Origin of the sequence: Paenibacillus polysaccharolyticus (assembly GCF_900102085.1) — a bacterium.
Taxonomy (GTDB): Bacteria; Bacillota; Bacilli; order Paenibacillales; family Paenibacillaceae; genus Paenibacillus; species Paenibacillus polysaccharolyticus.
On record NZ_FMVM01000024.1, the window covers coordinates 16,361 to 33,409 of the forward strand.

16 protein-coding genes are annotated in these 17,049 nt (G+C 47.2%); 10 read left to right on the top strand and 6 right to left on the bottom strand.

What is annotated here, in order from left to right; translation table 11 throughout:
• The 4 genes from BLQ13_RS25560 to BLQ13_RS25575 are packed head-to-tail and all read left to right on the top strand — an operon-like array spanning nt 1 to nt 3,722.
• Nucleotides 1-1,200: a Ger(x)C family spore germination protein gene (locus BLQ13_RS25560; protein WP_090924531.1), complete on the top strand. Its 1,200-nt coding sequence runs from the start codon at nt 1-3 to the stop codon at nt 1,198-1,200.
• 6 nt (nt 1,201-1,206) lie between these two features.
• Nucleotides 1,207-1,443, top strand: a complete 237-nt coding sequence (locus tag BLQ13_RS25565; RefSeq protein ID WP_090924532.1) for a hypothetical protein — start codon at nt 1,207-1,209, stop codon at nt 1,441-1,443.
• Between the two features lie 19 nt (nt 1,444-1,462).
• Nucleotides 1,463-2,572, top strand: a complete 1,110-nt coding sequence (locus BLQ13_RS25570) for a GerAB/ArcD/ProY family transporter (RefSeq protein ID WP_090924533.1) — start codon at nt 1,463-1,465, stop codon at nt 2,570-2,572.
• A 25-nt stretch (nt 2,573-2,597) separates the two neighbouring features.
• Nucleotides 2,598-3,722 carry a GerAB/ArcD/ProY family transporter gene (locus BLQ13_RS25575; RefSeq protein WP_090924534.1) on the top strand — a complete coding sequence of 375 codons (1,125 nt, stop codon included), beginning with the start codon at nt 2,598-2,600 and terminating at the stop codon, nt 3,720-3,722.
• Nucleotides 3,723-3,835: 113 nt separating this feature from the next.
• Here BLQ13_RS25575 and bcp read toward each other — a convergent pair whose 3' ends face one another.
• The 4 genes from bcp to BLQ13_RS25595 all read right to left on the bottom strand — a co-directional run bounded on the left by bcp (nt 3,836) and on the right by BLQ13_RS25595 (nt 7,003).
• Nucleotides 3,836-4,306 carry a thioredoxin-dependent thiol peroxidase gene (gene bcp / locus BLQ13_RS25580; RefSeq protein ID WP_420848968.1) on the bottom strand — a complete coding sequence of 157 codons (471 nt, stop codon included), beginning with the start codon at nt 4,304-4,306 and terminating at the stop codon, nt 3,836-3,838.
• A 64-nt stretch (nt 4,307-4,370) separates the two neighbouring features.
• A complete protein-coding gene (locus BLQ13_RS25585) occupies nt 4,371-5,156 on the bottom strand; it encodes an ABC transporter permease (RefSeq protein WP_090924536.1) in 786 nt (261 codons plus the stop codon).
• Between the two features lie 4 nt (nt 5,157-5,160).
• Entirely contained in the window at nt 5,161-5,955 is a 795-nt protein-coding gene (locus tag BLQ13_RS25590; RefSeq protein ID WP_090924537.1) for an ABC transporter permease, read from the bottom strand.
• Nucleotide 5,956: 1 nt separating this feature from the next.
• Nucleotides 5,957-7,003, bottom strand: coding sequence for an ABC transporter ATP-binding protein (locus BLQ13_RS25595; protein WP_090924538.1), 1,047 nt, complete (start codon nt 7,001-7,003; stop codon nt 5,957-5,959).
• A gap of 228 nt (nt 7,004-7,231) precedes the next feature.
• On the opposite strand from BLQ13_RS25595, the gene BLQ13_RS25600 reads away from it, so the two are divergent.
• The gene (locus BLQ13_RS25600) at nt 7,232-8,272 is read left to right on the top strand and encodes an LCP family protein (protein WP_090924539.1); all 1,041 of its coding nucleotides are present in this window, start codon (nt 7,232-7,234) and stop codon (nt 8,270-8,272) included.
• A 186-nt stretch (nt 8,273-8,458) separates the two neighbouring features.
• Nucleotides 8,459-9,775 (top strand): glutamate-1-semialdehyde 2,1-aminomutase, encoded by a 1,317-nt coding sequence (locus tag BLQ13_RS25605; RefSeq protein ID WP_090924540.1) that lies wholly within the window; start codon nt 8,459-8,461, stop codon nt 9,773-9,775.
• A gap of 68 nt (nt 9,776-9,843) precedes the next feature.
• Here BLQ13_RS25605 and BLQ13_RS25610 read toward each other — a convergent pair whose 3' ends face one another.
• A complete protein-coding gene (locus tag BLQ13_RS25610) occupies nt 9,844-11,235 on the bottom strand; it encodes an aminotransferase-like domain-containing protein (protein WP_244159476.1) in 1,392 nt (463 codons plus the stop codon).
• Nucleotides 11,236-11,394: 159 nt separating this feature from the next.
• On the opposite strand from BLQ13_RS25610, the gene BLQ13_RS25615 reads away from it, so the two are divergent.
• The 4 genes from BLQ13_RS25615 (at nt 11,395) to BLQ13_RS25630 (ending at nt 16,178) form a co-directional block, all read left to right on the top strand.
• Nucleotides 11,395-12,330 (top strand): DMT family transporter, encoded by a 936-nt coding sequence (locus BLQ13_RS25615; RefSeq protein WP_090924541.1) that lies wholly within the window; start codon nt 11,395-11,397, stop codon nt 12,328-12,330.
• Nucleotides 12,331-12,458: 128 nt separating this feature from the next.
• The gene (locus BLQ13_RS25620) at nt 12,459-13,574 is read left to right on the top strand and encodes a GerAB/ArcD/ProY family transporter (protein WP_090924542.1); all 1,116 of its coding nucleotides are present in this window, start codon (nt 12,459-12,461) and stop codon (nt 13,572-13,574) included.
• On the top strand, nt 13,549-15,024 hold the full coding sequence (locus BLQ13_RS25625) for a spore germination protein (protein WP_090924543.1): 1,476 nt from the start codon (nt 13,549-13,551) through the stop codon (nt 15,022-15,024). Before BLQ13_RS25620 ends, BLQ13_RS25625 begins: the two co-directional genes overlap by 26 nt.
• Entirely contained in the window at nt 15,024-16,178 is a 1,155-nt protein-coding gene (locus BLQ13_RS25630; RefSeq protein ID WP_090924544.1) for a Ger(x)C family spore germination protein, read from the top strand. Before BLQ13_RS25625 ends, BLQ13_RS25630 begins: the two co-directional genes overlap by 1 nt.
• A 141-nt stretch (nt 16,179-16,319) precedes the next feature.
• Here the strand turns inward: BLQ13_RS25630 and BLQ13_RS25635 are convergent, their stop codons facing one another.
• On the bottom strand, nt 16,320-16,715 hold the full coding sequence (locus tag BLQ13_RS25635; RefSeq protein ID WP_090924545.1) for a sensory rhodopsin transducer: 396 nt from the start codon (nt 16,713-16,715) through the stop codon (nt 16,320-16,322).
• Between the last annotated feature and the right edge of the window lie 334 nt (nt 16,716-17,049).

Consider the following 17,049-nt stretch of genomic DNA (forward strand, 5'->3'; position numbering starts at 1 on the left):
ATGATGAAATGTTTACGTGTCATGCTATCCATCATCGTTATACTGCCGTTGCTGAGCGGATGTTGGGATCGCCAGGAGCTGAATCAGCTCGGAATAATGCTGGGTCTGGGTGTAGATCGAGACGGTGACCAGATCAGGGTTAGTGCACAGGTTGTTGTGCCTCGTGAAGTCGCCAAAGGTCAAGGCGGCAATGGAACACCCGTTACCCAATATCAAGCCAGCGCTCGCACACTGCTCGAGGCTATTCAGAAGCTTACCCAGACAAGCCCTCGTGCCATTTTTATGGCTCATATCCGGGTATTGGTTTTCGGAGAAGAATTCGCACGAAAAAACGGCATATATGACGTCATTGAAGCCCTCATCAGAGAACCAGACGTCAGACCCGATTACTATGTAATGGTGGCGCGAAAAAACACGGCCTCTAACATTTTGAACGTACTCACACCACTAGAAAATCTTCCGTCAGAAAAACTGTTCAATGCACTCGATATTTCTGCTAAAAGCTGGGCTCCAACGACAACCGTGACCAGTGACAAGCTGATGCAGTATATTCTCACACCCAGCATGTCCCCTGTTATTACTGGTATTGAGCTTGTTGGAGATCAAGAGAAAAGCGGTGAGACCAAAAATGTCCAGAGTATCGAACCTCCGGCTACTCTTCAATTCGCTGGTCTCAGCGTGTTTCAAAAAGACAAACTGATCGGTTGGCTGAATCAGGATGACTCTAAAGGCTACAACTATATTCGTGACAACGTGAAAACAACGATTGGCCCCACCCAATGTCCAAAAGGGGGTTATGTCACGCTAAAAACATTGCGTACCTCCACGGATCACAAAGTCAAAATGGTGCGGGGCGAACCTCAAATCAGTCTGAAAGTGAACACGGTCTCTGTCATTGGTTCCGTAGATTGTGAGATGGAGATCGGTTCAATGGAGGCCATCAAGCAATTGGAGCAACTGGCACAGGATCGGATTATCGAATTGATGAAAGGTACAGTAAGTCTCGTTCGCAGTAAATATAAAGTGGACATCTTCGGTTTTGGACAAGACATCTATCATAAATATCCGAAAATCTACAAAAGAGAAGAAAAGAACTGGGACAAGTACTTTCAAAATTTAGACGTCACATATGAAGCAAACGTACAGATCCGTCGTATAGGGACGTTGGATAATTCATTTAATAAAAAAGCCAAGGAGTGAGCACGCTTGCTGCTATCGATTGCAGTTGTCATTGTCGGGTGCCTGATGGGGGTGATTGATCTACCCAAGTTATGGAGAAAGAAGGAATGGAAAGAAGTCACCGTCTATTCCTGTTTACTGCTGACAAGCATCTTTTTTGGTATTGTCGCGGTGAATCTATGGGAGTTTCCAAGCCCGCTATACATTATCATCTGGATTTACAAACCCGTGAATCAATTACTGGCCTATATTACAGGGAGTTAGCCAAAAGGGAGTTGACAACATGCTGGAACAAGGTCGCCTTGGCATTAGACAATTATGTATCTTGACCATTTTGATCATTGCCGGTGACATGATGATGATCTACCCCTCGGTTATCGCAACCTTTTCGGGGCAAAATGCTTGGCTTTATGCTTTTATCGGTGTTCCTCTTGGCATGGGGTTGATGTATCTTTTCGTCAAACTTGCAGACACGTATCCCAATGAAAATTTGATAGGCGTATTTCGCAAAATCCTTGGATTTTGGCCAGGTACGGTGTTAGCCCTGTTCTACCTGATGTATTTTATTTTTAGCTCTGCAGCACAATCACGGGTCGTTGGTGATTTCATGACCAGTCAGATTTTTTTGTATACGCCCATTCGGGTTGTGCTTCTTATTTTTGTAATCCCCATCGGTTGGGCTCTATATAACGGACTAGAGAATATTGGTCGAAGCAGTGAAATACTCGTACCTATTATTACTACTTTCATGTTTATTTTAGTGGTCTTTTTGTTGCCCGAGGTACAATTAAACCAACTTGTACCCTTTACGGACACCACCTTCAGCCAGTTTACGCATGGGATTGTGATCGGTTTTATCTATCCGGTTGGTGAAGCCCTTCCCATTCTGATGATCCTCCCCTATGCAAATCAACAAGCCCATCGTACTCGTGATCTTATGATATCTGCCGGATTTGGCAATCTGCTCATGGCTATTCTGGTGACGATCTCCATGTTGGTTATGGGACTTTTTCTTACACAGCACACGATCTTTGGTTCATTTGTATTATCCCAAAAAATCAATATAGCCAACTTCTTTCAACGAATTGAAGTGCTTATGGCCTCGTCCTGGCTGATATCCACCTATTTTAAATCCACCGTTTATCTGTATGCCTTTGTTCTTGGTATCGCTGAACTTTTTCGCCTTAAGAGCTACCATTTTCTCATTCTGCCATGCGTACTGATTGTATATGCGCTATCTAACCTTGTGACACCCAATATCGTTTTTTTTAACACAACGGTCATTCCCTATTGGCTGGAGTGGGATTTAACGGTGAGTCTGATCTTACCTGTCCTGCTGTTAATCATTCATCAAATCAAGTCCAAATTATCATTTAATAAAGGCAGAACTTAAAGATAATCGAAGGAGGGTACAGATCATGCTCATCAAAGAGAGACTTACCGTGCGGCAATTTGCAGTCCTTGCCTTTATGGGCATGATTGGAGATATGATGCTAATCTACCCGACATTACTTACTTACTCTGGAAGACAGGATGCCTGGATTTGCTCGATCGTCTCCCAAGGTATCGGCATGTCGATCTTATGGCTTTCCTATAAGCTGCATCAAGCTTACCCCGGACTTACACTCATCGAGATCTGTTCCAAAGCACTTGGTAAATGGATAGGTGCAATTTTGGCTGCCGCATATCTGTTTTATTTTCTGATGGGTTCAGCTATATGTATCCGTGAAGTTGGAGATTTTATGACAACTCAGGTTTATCTCCATACTCCCATTCGGGCTATCATTCTTCTTTTTGTTATAGCCCTAGGTTGGTCCGTACTGAAAGGATTGGGCACGTTCGGTAAAATGGCAGAGATTCTGGCCCCCTTTGTTATGATCAGCTTGATTATCCTAATGCTTTGTTTGTTGCCCAAAATGGAAGTATCGAACATCCAGCCGTTCTTTGATACTCCCCTGTTTTCATTTATAAGCGGGAGTGTTCGAGGGGCTACAGCTTCATATGGAGAACTCATTATCATCACCATGATTTACCCCTATATTACTCACGGCGTGCATAAGCGGCGAGAGCTGTTATTGGCCGCATTACTTGCAGGAATCATGTTAACCCTCATTCTCCTTACCTCTCTACTTGTGCTTGGAGCTGAACTGACAGAGCATAATATTTATGTATCGTATATTCTTGCACAAAAGATTAACATTGGCGGCTTCGTTCAACGAATTGAAGCCATCTCTTCGACAGCTTGGCTCGTGTCTACCTACTTTAAAACTTCGCTATACACGTTTGGATTCATTCTTGGACTTGCACAACTGTGTCGTCTCAAATCTTACCAGCCGTTAATTCTGCCAACGATGCTCTTATTATTCGGTATGGCTATTGTGATTTCGCCGGATGTCCTCTTCTACACCCTAGGCATCATGTACGCCTGGTTCAATTGGGATTTTACGGTCAGTATTGTCATTCCTGCCTTCCTACTACTGATTCACCTTATGAAAAATCGATTTAAACAACGTAATAATGCAGGTACTCTTTCGCAGAAATAAACAGGCTACATCTCAATGGGAGTGGTGTCCATAGATGCAGCCTGTTTATTATTTTTGACCATACACACTTCGTGCATGGCTCGTTTTATTTTCACAGGATCGTAACCGATGAATTACAGCCCTTTTACCGTGTCCAGCGCCTCTTCAATGTGCCCTTTTACACGCACCTTCGTCCATTGCTTGATCAGCTTGCCCTCTTCATCCAGCAGGAAGGTGGAACGCACAATGCCCATGTACTCCTTGCCGTACATCTTCTTCAGCTGCCATGCGCCAAACTGCTCGGCAACCGTGTGCTCCTCATCCGATAACAGGATAAAAGGCAGTCCGTATTTGGCAATAAACTTATCATGTTGCTTCATCGGATCAGTGCTGATCCCCAGGATGACTGTATTCAACCCTTGAAAATCCTCATGTCGATCTCGAAAATCACAGGCTTGTTGCGTGCAAGACGAGGTCATATCTTTCGGATAAAAGTAAATCAGAACTCGCTTGCCGCGAAAATCAGACAGCTTCATAGACTCACCCGTGCTTGATGGCAATTCAAAATCCGGAACTTGTACACCTTCTGTTAAAGTCATTTTCATGTCCTCCTTGGAATTCAAGTTATATGATCCTTCAGATTTGCGTGAAGTAATCCTGTAAGCAGGGTCAAGACCCCGCTCCCCGATACCGCTTCACACCGAAGTTCCACAGGGTAAGCCCAATCGTTGCAAAGACCAGCCCCATGACCGGAGTGAGCAAAGCCATCCGATGCATCTCTGCTCGCTCTAGGAACAGCGCTGCCGGATAGATGCCAACAAAGGCAAACGGGATAATCCAGGTGAGCAATACCTGAATGGCTCTGTTATAGATTGTTACCGGATAACGTCCATATCCTTGAATATTGTACATCAGCGGCAAAATACCTGTCGGCGCATCGGAGTAAAAGGATAGTGACGTCAATGTAGTATAGATACCCGCGTAGATTAGCACTGAACTTAGTGCCAATATAATCAATGCAGGGATGTGCCACCATTCCAGCACGAGCCCCATCTCTGCACCACTGAAGATCATAATGATTAACCCGATGAACGAACCTACGAGAGAGGGCGGGTCTACATTTTCCAGCAGAATCTGAAACAGGTTGTGTGCCGGTCTTGTCAGAATGCGATCCATCTCACCTTTGACAATATAACGCTCGCTGAACCCCCACAGGTTGATAAAACAGCTAAAGATGCCGTATGGCACCATAAAATATCCGTAAACAAATAATACTTCCGCCTCACTCCAACCGCCAAGGTTGTCGGTATGCCGGAAAACGACAAAGATAAAGATCAGATTGGTCGCCTGAAAGAGCAGATCCGAGATAATCTCTACCCAGAAGTCGGCGCGGTACGTCAGACGTGTCTTCATATAATTTTTCAGATATTCCCAGATTAGACCCATATAGTACATTCGCTTATCCCCCTTGCACGAACAGACGCTTGCGCGCTTGCCGCCAGATTAGCACCATGGGTATGAGAAGCAGGACAAACCAGAGCACCTGAATCCCGAGCACATTCCAGATGCCTGTACCTTCCACCCTGCCAGTGAAAACCGAGCCGGGCAGATATGTGATCGCCTGAAACGGCAATACTTTCATGATTGTGGACAACCAGTCCGGATACAAACTGATCGGAATGATCAGGCCCGAAAACAGATCAACGACCACACGTTTCATGCGCATCATGCCTTCGTTATTTTCCACAAAAAACGCCGCCAGTCCCGTAATGACATTAATCTGGGAATTAATGATGAAACTGAAGAACAGCATGACGAGAAAACCGATCCACGCCGAAGGCGCTGTTGGCAGTTCCACCGGGAACAGCAGGATGGCAATGATCATGCCCGGAATCATGAGCAACAAGAAGCGGAAGATACCTTCGCCAAGCCCCTGCATCATTTTGACCATCACGTAGTTAATCGGCCGAATAAACTGAATCGCAATGGAGCCATCCCGAATGTCGGCGGCAATCTCCCGGTCCAGATTGTTAAAGTAAAACGCACGCGCCATCCAAGAGACAGCAACATACGTTGTCATCTGTGCTGCCGTAAAACCGCCAATCTCTCCGCTGCTTCCATAAATAGCTTGCCACGTAAAGTAATACACGCCAATATTCAGCGTATATATCAAAATGCCCGAATAATAATTCACTCGATACGCGAGCATCGTCAGAAAACGAATACGCATGAAATCGATAAATGCACTGTTCATCTTAGGTAGCACCTACCGCTTCTTTATCTGCCGACACAATCTCCGGGCGCTCAGCCGAACCGGACTGGTAGATACTACGCACAATCTCATCCGTGTTGGTCTCAATGATCTGAATATCCGTAATATCTGCCTGACCTACCACACGTGCCAGTACATCCGAAACGTTCAGTTCCAGCGGAATCCACACGGAGGCCGACAATTCGTTCTCCACGGTCCACCGCACAGGCATCGCCGCTGTCCATTCCTGCATCTGAGTCATCGTGTGACCTGTACCGAATTTGAACCGAACCTCACGCTCTGTGCCCCACTGGGACTTGAGGTGATCCAGACCTCCATCATAGATGATACTTCCCGCATCCAACATGATGACTCGCGAACATAAGGCTTCGATATCCTGCAAGTCATGTGTCGTAAGCAGGATGGTTGTACCATGTTGCTCATTCATGTCTTTCAGGAACTCGCGAATTTCCGACTTCACCACGATATCCAGACCAATGGTTGGCTCATCCAGGAACACAATGCCTGGATTGTGCAGTAAGGCCGCCACCAGTTCACAGCGCATCCGCTGACCGAGACTGAGTTTGCGCACCGGGCGACTCAGCAACTCCTGTAATTGCAAACGCTCAACGAGCTCGTCCAGCCGTTTACGGAAGTCCTGCTCCCCAACACGATATACTTTGCGTAGGAGATGAAAAGATTCAATGACACCGATATCCCACCATAACTGGCTACGTTGTCCAAACACTACACCAATATTTTTGACAAACTTCTCCCGTTCCTGATACGGAACATACCCACCTACCGATAAATGCCCGGATGTAGGCACCAAAATGCCGGTCAACATCTTGATCGTTGTTGATTTGCCGGCACCGTTCTCTCCAATATATCCGCAGATTTCACCTTGCGGTATCTGAAATGAAATATCATTCACAGCCAATACTTCCTGGTATTGACGTTTGAACAGATCCTGAAACGCGCCCTTCAGCCCACCGCGGCTTTTCTGGACGTTAAACGACTTTCGCAAATCTTTTACATCAATCGCCAGCATGTTTATACCTCACTTGGATTTTGTTGAAATTGCTTGTAGCCCAAAAAGAAATTATAATAGTAACAGTCAAAATTCAGCAAGCTTTAAAAAATAGTTCGAAGTGGCCTCCTCTGCCTTGAGGTCTGGAGGGAAGGCGAACGGAAAGCTTCGACTTATACGCAAACTCAACGCAACTTTACATGTACTGAAATCGTTTATTTTTTATCTCAAATACAAAGGAGCGCTAGCATGACCAGAAAGACGAAGAGAACCCTATGGATCTCTCTTGCCGCCTTCGTGTTAATTGTTGGAGGGGCAGTGGCCTACTATTTCGGTTCTATTCTTAATCAGTTGGATGGATTGCAGAAGAAAGGCGAGGATTCGCCATTTGCCAATATTGAAAATGTAGAGAAAGTGAAGACACCCGACCCTCCGAAATGGGAAGGTACCGAGACCGTGAACATATTGGTTATGGGTGTTGATGCCCGCGGTCTGAAAAAGGGTGAAGTGCCACGTTCCGACAGCATGATGGTGGTGTCACTTGACCCGCTGACCAAAAAGATTAACCTGTTCTCCATTCTGCGTGACACGTACATTAACATTGATGGATATGGTAAAGATCGCATTAACACCGCGATTACCCATGGCCCGAACGTAGCGATGGAAGCTGCAAGTGACTTGCTCGGTATCCCTGTTCAATATTATGTGTATACCGATTTCCAGGGATTCATCAAACTGGTTGACGCGGTTGGCGGTGTAGACTTTGATGTCGAGAAGGACATGCATTATGTGAGTAAAGCCGACAACAACGAGTACGATATTGATCTGAAAAAAGGCTACCAGCATCTCGACGGTAAAACAGCCTTGATGTATGTTCGTTTCCGTCATGATGCGATGTCCGACTTCGCACGTTCGGAACGTCAGCGGGAGCTGCTCAAAGCCGTGACGGCCAAAATGCAGTCCACAACAACGATTGCCAAGCTACCTTCCATTCTGGAACAAGTTAGCCCGTATGTAGATACCAACCTGACGCTTTCCGACATGTGGAAGCTGGGCGGGCTTGGTTATCAAAGCAGCATGAATGGCAGTGAGCAGGTTCCACCAATGAACCTGTTGAAAGAAGAACGCACCCCTGGCGGAGCACAAGTCTTGTCGGTAACCAGTGAAGAAAAGTTGAAACAGCATGTTCAAGACATCATTCACCCACCAGCCAAGACGGAAGACGAAAAAGCCAAAGAAGACAAGACCGCCAGCGGTAATGAGAAGAACACACAGCAACCGGCAGAGTAAATGAGCCACTAATACAGCTCTGAGCTAACTTGGTATATACTATAACGATGATCTCATTCATTCTCAGAAGGGCAGCCTATATGCTGCCCTTTCGCTATGCCTGTTCGCCAAAGTATGCGAAAATAATCATATCATGCTATTGTTTTGCTGGTTTAAACTAATGGAATTACGAAAGGAAGTTATCTCATGAATACACGTACGAACTCGGAGTTGTTATATACAGAAGCGCTGGAACATATTGTAGGCGGCGTAAACAGCCCTTCTCGCTCATTCAAAGCGGTGGGCGGCGGGGCACCCGTTTTTATGAAAAAAGCGCAAGGCGCCCACTTCTGGGATGTCGACGACAACAAGTACATCGACTATCTCGCGGCATACGGACCGATTGTGACTGGACATGCCCACCCTCATATTACCAAAGCCATAACGGAAGCAGCTGCCAATGGTGTCCTGTACGGTACACCAACGGAGCTTGAAATCAAGCTTGCCAAAATGCTGAAAGAAGCGATCCCGTCCATGGACAAGGTTCGCTTTGTGAACTCCGGTACAGAGGCCGTGATGACGACGATTCGCGTCGCTAGGGCATATACGAAACGAAATAAAATCGTAAAATTTGCCGGATGTTATCATGGTCACTCCGATCTCGTACTGGTCGCTGCAGGCTCAGGCCCATCTACGCTTGGCATTCCCGACAGTGCAGGTATCCCGACCAGCATTGCTCATGAAGTCATTACCGTTCCATATAACGACCTGGATGGTCTGAAGGAAGCGCTCGAACGTTGGGGTGACGATGTAGCCGCTGTTATGGTAGAGCCGATCGTTGGTAACTTCGGTATGGTTATGCCAGAGCCAGGTTTCCTGGAAGGTCTCTGTGCAATGACACGCTCGAACGGTTCACTTGTTATTTATGACGAGGTTATTACCGCTTTCCGTTTCCACTACGGTTCCACTCAGACGTATGCCGGATTGGATAATCATGCGGAGATTGAACCTGACCTTACTGCACTTGGGAAAATCATTGGCGGTGGCTTGCCGATCGGTGCCTACGGCGGACGTAAACATGTCATGGAGCAGGTTGCTCCACTCGGCCCGGCGTATCAGGCCGGAACGATGGCAGGCAATCCGGCATCAATCTCGGCGGGTATCGCTTGTCTTGAAGTACTGCACGGTGCTGGCGTATATGAAGAAATGGAACGTCTCGCCATCGATCTGACCACTGGCTTGCAAGCTTCCGCGGACCGTCACGGCATTGATCTGACGATCAACCGCATTCGTGGTGCATTCTCCACGCATTTCTGCAATCATCCGGTGACGAATTATGATCATGCACAAGACACGGACGGCGAACGCTTCGCGTCCCTCTTCCGCCACATGTTAAACCGCGGTATCAATCTGGCTCCTTCGAAGTATGAAGCTTGGTTCCTGACCACCGCTCATACGGACGAAGACATTGCTGTCACTCTTGAAGCGGCTGAAGCTTCTTTTAAAGCAATGGCAGAGGAGTAAGAGTTGGAGCCGGCGGCAACATAATTTAAAATTCAAGATAGACCAGCCCATTAAAGGCTGGTCTATCTTCACGTTGTCGATCTGATCTGCAGCTTCAATATCTCCTCCCGGATGATCTGCATCCCCTCTGCAATACGCTGTTTCGGAACATTAGAGATGTTCAGTCGCAACATCTGATCTGTAAATGCGCGGTACGTCCCTTCGGGATAATATCTCTCTGTTGTATCAGCAATAATTCCGCGGTTCTGTAAACGGGACAGCAAGGTACGGACAGGTATATTCCCTGGCAAAGGGAGGGCGGTATGTTCCCCACCGGTTCGTGGCGCAATACGAAATGGTTCGAAATCGGAATAAGCCTCCAGCTGTTCTTGCACAACTTCCATCCGCGCGGCATAGCGGCTACGAATGATTTTGCGATGGTGGGCAAACATTCCGCTATGAATGTACACCTCAAGCGCAGCTTGAGATAACAGTGAGGTGTCGATATCCAGCATTCTTTTCATTGAACCGAAAGAGGCGATCAAGGCCACAGGCGTTACGGCTACACCCATACGAAGTCCAGGGAACAGAATCTTGGAATAACTTTTCAGATAAATAACGCGGTCATGTGTATCATAAGCCCATAAAGGATCTTGTCTCGCGTTGTCCTCCAAATCGGCCAGATAGTCATCTTCGACCAGATAAACATCATATCGCTGTGCTAACCGAAGGAGTCTCTTCTTTTCCGCCGCCTTCATGGAAGTCCCGATCGGATTGTGGAACCGTGGGATCACATAGAAAAACTTGATATCCCCCTCCGCAAACTGGCGTTCAAGTGAATCCCAGTCCAGTCCTTCCTCAAACGTTCTTCGTACACCAGCAATCGGTACGTTCAAGCTCTTCAACAAGGTAGGCATATTGTGATATGTAGGCAGCTCCACCATGACTTTGGTTCTTCCACCGGGAAAGGGCATCAAGGCCAGCGCCGCAAGCGCCTGCTGCACACCCGATGTGATGAAAAACTGTTCCGCTCGCGCAAATATCTGATAATCCGCAAACTGTTTCTGTAATAGCTCAATCAGCGAGGGCAATCCTTGCTGCGTGCCATATAAAAAAAGCTCATCTTGCTTCTGTTTCATCGCCACTTCCACGCAATGCCGAAAATCCGCATAAGGAAATACCCTTGGATCAGGAGCCGCGGACGCAAAATCCAGCGGCTCTTGCCAGTCCATATCCTGTACACCTAGACCATTTTGAACAGCATAATAACCGGATTGGGGCACGGCGTACACCAAATGTCGCTGTTCCAACCATTCATACGCACGAATCGCTGTACTCACACTGCATTGATATTGCTCCGCAACACGACGGACGGCTGGCAACCTTATTCCTTTGTCATCCCACTGGCGGCTTCCCTGCTGAACCATTTGCTCCTGTATCCACTGTTGCAATGCATGAGCGATTACCTCATATTTTTTCACCTTTCCACCCCTTATCTACAAAACTGTACCGGTACAATCGCTTGTTTTCCGTATTGTAGCACAGCGGATGTAGAAGTATATTAAATAAGGCTAATATATTCCATCGCTTGATAGGTAACAGTAAATCTAGTTCATATCGCATTATTGGAGGTAAAAGGAATGAATACTACACATAACCGAACCTATGCTTATATTGCTTCTGTTGTATATGCTGCCATTATCGGACTATCTTTTTTATTTGTGAAAATGACCGTCACCATTGCTCATCCCTTAGATGTGCTTGCACATCGTTTCGCTCTGTCACTCATTGTGGTCAGCATTCCTGTGCTATTCGGCTGGATTAAAATCAATCTCCATTGGGCTGACCTGTGGCGAATCATTCCGCTTGGACTGCTCTCGCCCGTACTCTTCTTTGCCTTTCAAGCTTTCGGACTGGTAACCTCCAATTCTTCGGAAGCGGGAATTATTCAGGCGATGGTGCCTGTGTTTACCCTTGTTCTGGCCTCGGTCTTTCTGAAGGAACGTACGTCTATTGTGCAAAAAATGTCTCTGCTCCTTTCTGTCGCTGGCGTCATCTTTATCTTTGCCATGAAAGGTAGCGGTATGTCGATGAGTAATATGCAAGGCATTGTGCTACTGGTCCTTTCGGCCATCAGTTTTGCAGGATACGGGGTACTGGCCAGACCACTTACTCGGCAATATAAACCGCTGGAACTGACCTGGGTGACCTTAATGGTAGGGTGTGTTGTGTTTAATGCGATTGCACTAATACGTCATGCATTCACAGGCTCGATGGCTGATTATGTTCAGCCGCTTGGAGATCTATCCTACTTGGGAGCACTCGCTTATCTGGCTATCTTATCTACCATGGTATCCACCCTGTTGTCCAGCTACGCCCTGACTCATCTGGAGGCTTCACGTGTCAGTGTGTTCAGTAATCTGTCTACACTCATCTCCATCGCTGGGGGTGCTCTGATTCTACATGAACCTGTCCGGAATTATCACTATGTAGGTGCAATCCTGATCATTATCGGTGTACTTGGCACCAACATGAGTGGTCGCAAACGCGCGCTGGTCAGTCATGCTAAAGCATGATACCCGTCAAGCCAGAAATACCGCAAAAGGTACGATGATTAACGTACCTGAGGCGATGATCCTGTATGAAGCTTCCCAAACACGTTAACACTGCTGAGGATACTCTAATCTGAAAAGGAGTTCTCAGCATGAAGCGTACACAACCTTCGTTCTTGCAAGCCATGATGTTAATCATGTTATCTGTAGGCCTCATCAGCCATGTATTAATTATTCCCGCCCTTCTCAGTGCGGCAAAAAGGGACTCATGGATTTCTGTTTTATTATCTGCCGGTCCACTCGTGATCTTTGCACTAATGCTGGCCTACGTGTCACGCTTTCTACAACATCAGACTTTACATGATTGGCTGTCTTCCCATCTTGGTAAACCCGTAGGTTTTCTGTTGCGGGTGGGGAACAGTCTCTTTTTTCTATGCGTCATCTACTTTACACTGCGTGACACCACGAATTGGGCCAAAACGAACTATCTCACCGAAACGCCTGTGATCGCAACAACGATCGCACTTATGGCTTTGTGCGGATATGCTGCCTATAAGGGTATGCGCTCGCTCGCCTTCACAGCAGGACTGATTCTGCCATTAGTTGTGTTGCTCGGCTTCTACGTTGCCATTGTCAATTCCCAGTATAAAGATTACAACCGTCTTCTGCCTGTGCTGGAGCATGGATGGTCACCCGTATTTCAGGGCATGATTTACAGTCTCGCAGGCATGTTTGAACTGCTTTTCCTCTGGTACATTCAGCCTCATCTCGCCAAACGTATCAAGCTATGGCAGTATCTAATGCTTGCATTGATCATGGTTGGTTTAACGACAGGTCCGCTCATTGGAGCGATCGTAGAATTTGACCCTTATGAAGCAGCCAAGATGAGATACCCTGCTTTTGAAGAATGGCGCATTGCCTCCCTGGGCAAATATATTGCGCAGACCGATTTCTTTTCCATCTATCAGTGGCTCGCAGGTTCTTTCACCCGGATTAGTCTGGCCATGTATATTGTGGTAGAAATATGGAATATTAAGAGCACTTCCAGAAGGATGGTTACTTGTGCGTCTTTGGCTATATTTTTTATTCTATCCATGCTGTACCCTCTGGATGATATTACTTTCACGAAGATTCTGGTTGATTACATCTTTCCATATAATCTCGTGTATCTGAGCGGATTTGCGGTTCTGGCAACAATCGTTGCCTTCATCCATTCACGCCAGCATAGGAGGAAACAACGCCATGGAGAAGGAGAAACACCCGATTGACACAACATCCTACGAGAACCTGCTTGCCTCCCTGAGAAAAAACTTTGAATCCTGTGCGGATGTAGTCATCCAGACGTTTTCTGCCCAAGATGAGACCGTTCGTTCTGTCATTCTGCTCTATTGCGACGGGCTGGTGGACAGTAAACAAATCAATCAGTTCATCATTCCACGGTTAGAAAAACATACATTAATTATGGAAGAGGCTGTACCCAAGGAGCTTGGGCTAACCCTGAAACCCATAGATGACATCTCTGATCTCCAAAACATAAACATGCTCCTGTTTAGCGGGCAGCTTCTACTTATTTTTGAAAATGGTGTACAGGCCTGCAGTCTGGATATTGCCAATATTCCGGGACGCACACCAGAAGAGTCTGCCATCGAGACGTCCGTAAAAGGACCGCGCGATGGTTTCACCGAAGAGCTTTCCACCAACATCGCCTTGGTTCGCAAACGATTGAAAACGTCATCCATGTGTTATGAGAAAATCATAAAAGGAGATCGCACACAGACAACGATCGGTCTCTTATACGTTAGAGATATTATTAACCCCGAAATTCTAGAGACTGCTCGTAGCAATCTGAATCAGATTAACGTCGACGGAATCATGGGCACGTCCATCATGGAACGCGCGGTCATGGGAGGCGTGCGAAGCATCTTTCCGCTCACGGATAATTCTGAACGTCCAGATTATGTCGCGGACTCCTTAATCAACGGGCGTTTTGCTGTGCTCACGGATGGGTCACCTGTAGCCGTCATCGCACCGACAACACTGTTCAATCAGTTAAAATCACCTGAAGACGAGAGCACTCCCTTTTTCATCGTGACCTTTGAACGGATATTACGGATTGCCGGGCTGCTCATTGCCTGTTTTTTTCCGGCCTTCTACATCGGTCTGACCAGCTTTAATCTGGAGCAAATTCCACTGCCCCTGCTCGCAACGATCGCAGGAACGCGGATGGGATTGCCCATGCCGGTTACGCTTGAAGCTTTCCTCATGATCTTTATGTTTGAACTGTTCAATGAGGCTGGAAGAAGGCTACCGCGTGCGTTGGGACAGACCGTCAGCGTAGTCGGCGGCTTAATTATCGGGGATGCGGCCATTCGTGCCGGGATTACATCTCCCACTATAATTGTCACGGTAGCGATCTCCGTCATCTCCAGCTACATTCTGGTGAATACGGTTCTGGGGGGAGCCACATCCCAGGTTCGCATCGGAATGTTAATTGCTTCTTCGATCTTGGGGTTATTCGGATTTATGGTTGCTCTGTTTGCCTTGTTAGTTCATCTCGTATCTCTGGAGTGTTACGGCGTATCCTACCTCTCCCCTGTATCACCTTACATTCCGGGAGATTTCACACAGGCCGTATCAATGCCACCTTCCATGACACGCACCAAACGCCCAGCTGTGTTACGCACACAGGATTCTACCCGCCATAAGGACAAACCTTGATGAGATGGACTTGCGTAAGTAGCATCGTTGCGGTTTGTGTCATGCTGCTGACAGGATGCTGGGATTCCAAGGAAGTGCAAAGCATTAACTTTATTACAGCCATTGGCATCGATTATGCGGATAATCAATATACGACATACGCCCAGTTAATCGATTTTTCCAGCATTGCAAAGCAGGAAGGGCCGACACCAAGAGAAGGTAGTCAAATATGGATCGGAAAAGGTACCGGTACAACGTTAAGTATGGCAATCAACAATCTGTATGAGACATCGCAGCAGCAGACGTTGTGGACTCATGTGAAAGCAATTGTGCTATCCAAAAATGCATTGGAAGGGCGACTGGAGGATGTTTTTAACACGTTACTTCATTCCGGACAACTGCGATATACACCATGGATCTATGCGACAGAACAAGATATGTCCACTTTGCTCTCTCCCTCCGCGATCCTGAACCAGTCGGCTCAAACGATTGAGTTGTTTGAACCGATGAGACTGTACAGGCAGCATTCCGGGTATGAGCCCATTCGCCTGCATCAGTTACTTGATAGTCTGAGAGAACCTGCATCTGTGGTGTTGTTGCCTTCCGTTTCCACTAAAAATCAGACATGGCATAACGGCGAAGAGACCCCGCCGCTGATTCGAATGGATGGATTTTACGTCGTGAGCAATGGAAAAAGTCAGGGGAAAGTCTCTGGTGCCGAAGCAGACGGCGCCCGTTACGTGAATTATGACCATGTGTACCAATATCCGCTGTACGTCTATGGGAAGCATGGCGGTACTCCTGACCTTACTTTGACTCTTCACAAACCCAAAACGCGTATAAAGGCGAAAAAAAGTACTAGCGGTATCACCTTTGATCTGTTCACTTCGGTGAAAGGTACGATTGCTGAGGATCATGGCTCTTTTCGTTCTCCCCGTGTAATGGAGCAAGAGGCAGGCAAGCAGATGGAAGCTCAAATTCGGAGCACATTTGCCACAACCAAAGCGCGCAAAGTAGATTCATTCGGTCTTGTAGAGCATCTCTACCGGCATCATCCCGATTGGTGGAGAGCTGAGGTTGCCCAGCGGGCAGAACCTCTTGCTCGTATTCATCTCGGCAAAGTTGAGGTCGACGTGAAGATTCTAAATGCCAGTACGTATAAATATGGGGAGTAAACCGAAGAGCAAAGACCTGTAATCCGGCATCAAACCAGATGCAGATTACAGGTCTTTCTGTGCTTGGTCAGTGCTTGTTAGCGTGGCAAGATGATTAAGGCACCATACAATATTCTTTTATTTTTTTGTTGCTCACTTCGTTTATGCCAAAGGGTACGCCATGACACTCATTAGGGCCAGTTCCGGCTGGGTTGTATCCAGGCGGCTGTACTGAATGATGACAGGAACATTACTTGAAACCGTGATGGCATATGGTACACCGGAAGGGATGCTTTCTTCCCCGGCACGTAGCGATGCGGTACGGATATGTTTTGTTCTTCTAGCCGGGACTTCCGCTTGCATATGTTCCAGCGGATCGCGGTCTTCAAAGTAAATTGTAATCTCCAGCGTTGCATCCTCACCTCCTGTGTTTAACACACAGATGCTCTCGTGACTCTCCAGCGAGCCTGAGCTATCCGGCGGGATGTACCCATCCGGGATAACCCAGTACGTATGACCGTGGGATGAGGATTTCGGAAGGCTTGATTGATCTGGCATGATTCTCCTCCTTTTTGCGATACGCCCTGAAAATTAAAACCTTCGGTGGCTCGCGGGCGGACGCTCGGTGGGCGGATCGGGCTTTGGGCCGCTGTTGGTCCGGGATTTCTTCTATTCCCCTCCAAGGGGGAAATCCCGTGCCAAACGCGGGCGCTTTGCTCCCTTTTCCCGATTCCGCCCACCTCTCTGCCTTGCTCACCCTCCACTGCTTTTAAAAGGCATGGCCTTCGCTTCGTTGGGCCATTTTTTTGCGCTCGTTGCTTCGCTGAACTCGCGTTTCATTTAAACCCCTCGGTGGCTCGCGGGCGGACGCTCGGTGGGCGGATCGGGCTTT

Bases quoted from the DNA above. Each gene is read 5' to 3' on its own strand.
- BLQ13_RS25560 (WP_090924531.1), top strand. From the start codon at position 1: ATGATGAAATGTTTACGTGTCATGCTATCCATCATCGTTATACTGCCG.
- BLQ13_RS25570 (WP_090924533.1), top strand. From the start codon at position 1,463: ATGCTGGAACAAGGTCGCCTTGGCATTAGACAATTATGTATCTTGACC.
- BLQ13_RS25575 (WP_090924534.1), top strand. From the start codon at position 2,598: ATGCTCATCAAAGAGAGACTTACCGTGCGGCAATTTGCAGTCCTTGCC.
- bcp (WP_420848968.1), bottom strand. From the start codon at position 4,306: ATGAAAATGACTTTAACAGAAGGTGTACAAGTTCCGGATTTTGAATTG.
- BLQ13_RS25585 (WP_090924536.1), bottom strand. From the start codon at position 5,156: ATGTACTATATGGGTCTAATCTGGGAATATCTGAAAAATTATATGAAG.
- BLQ13_RS25590 (WP_090924537.1), bottom strand. From the start codon at position 5,955: ATGAACAGTGCATTTATCGATTTCATGCGTATTCGTTTTCTGACGATG.
- BLQ13_RS25595 (WP_090924538.1), bottom strand. From the start codon at position 7,003: ATGCTGGCGATTGATGTAAAAGATTTGCGAAAGTCGTTTAACGTCCAG.
- BLQ13_RS25600 (WP_090924539.1), top strand. From the start codon at position 7,232: ATGACCAGAAAGACGAAGAGAACCCTATGGATCTCTCTTGCCGCCTTC.
- BLQ13_RS25605 (WP_090924540.1), top strand. From the start codon at position 8,459: ATGAATACACGTACGAACTCGGAGTTGTTATATACAGAAGCGCTGGAA.
- BLQ13_RS25615 (WP_090924541.1), top strand. From the start codon at position 11,395: ATGAATACTACACATAACCGAACCTATGCTTATATTGCTTCTGTTGTA.
- BLQ13_RS25620 (WP_090924542.1), top strand. From the start codon at position 12,459: ATGAAGCGTACACAACCTTCGTTCTTGCAAGCCATGATGTTAATCATG.
- BLQ13_RS25625 (WP_090924543.1), top strand. From the start codon at position 13,549: ATGGAGAAGGAGAAACACCCGATTGACACAACATCCTACGAGAACCTG.
- BLQ13_RS25630 (WP_090924544.1), top strand. From the start codon at position 15,024: ATGAGATGGACTTGCGTAAGTAGCATCGTTGCGGTTTGTGTCATGCTG.
- BLQ13_RS25635 (WP_090924545.1), bottom strand. From the start codon at position 16,715: ATGCCAGATCAATCAAGCCTTCCGAAATCCTCATCCCACGGTCATACG.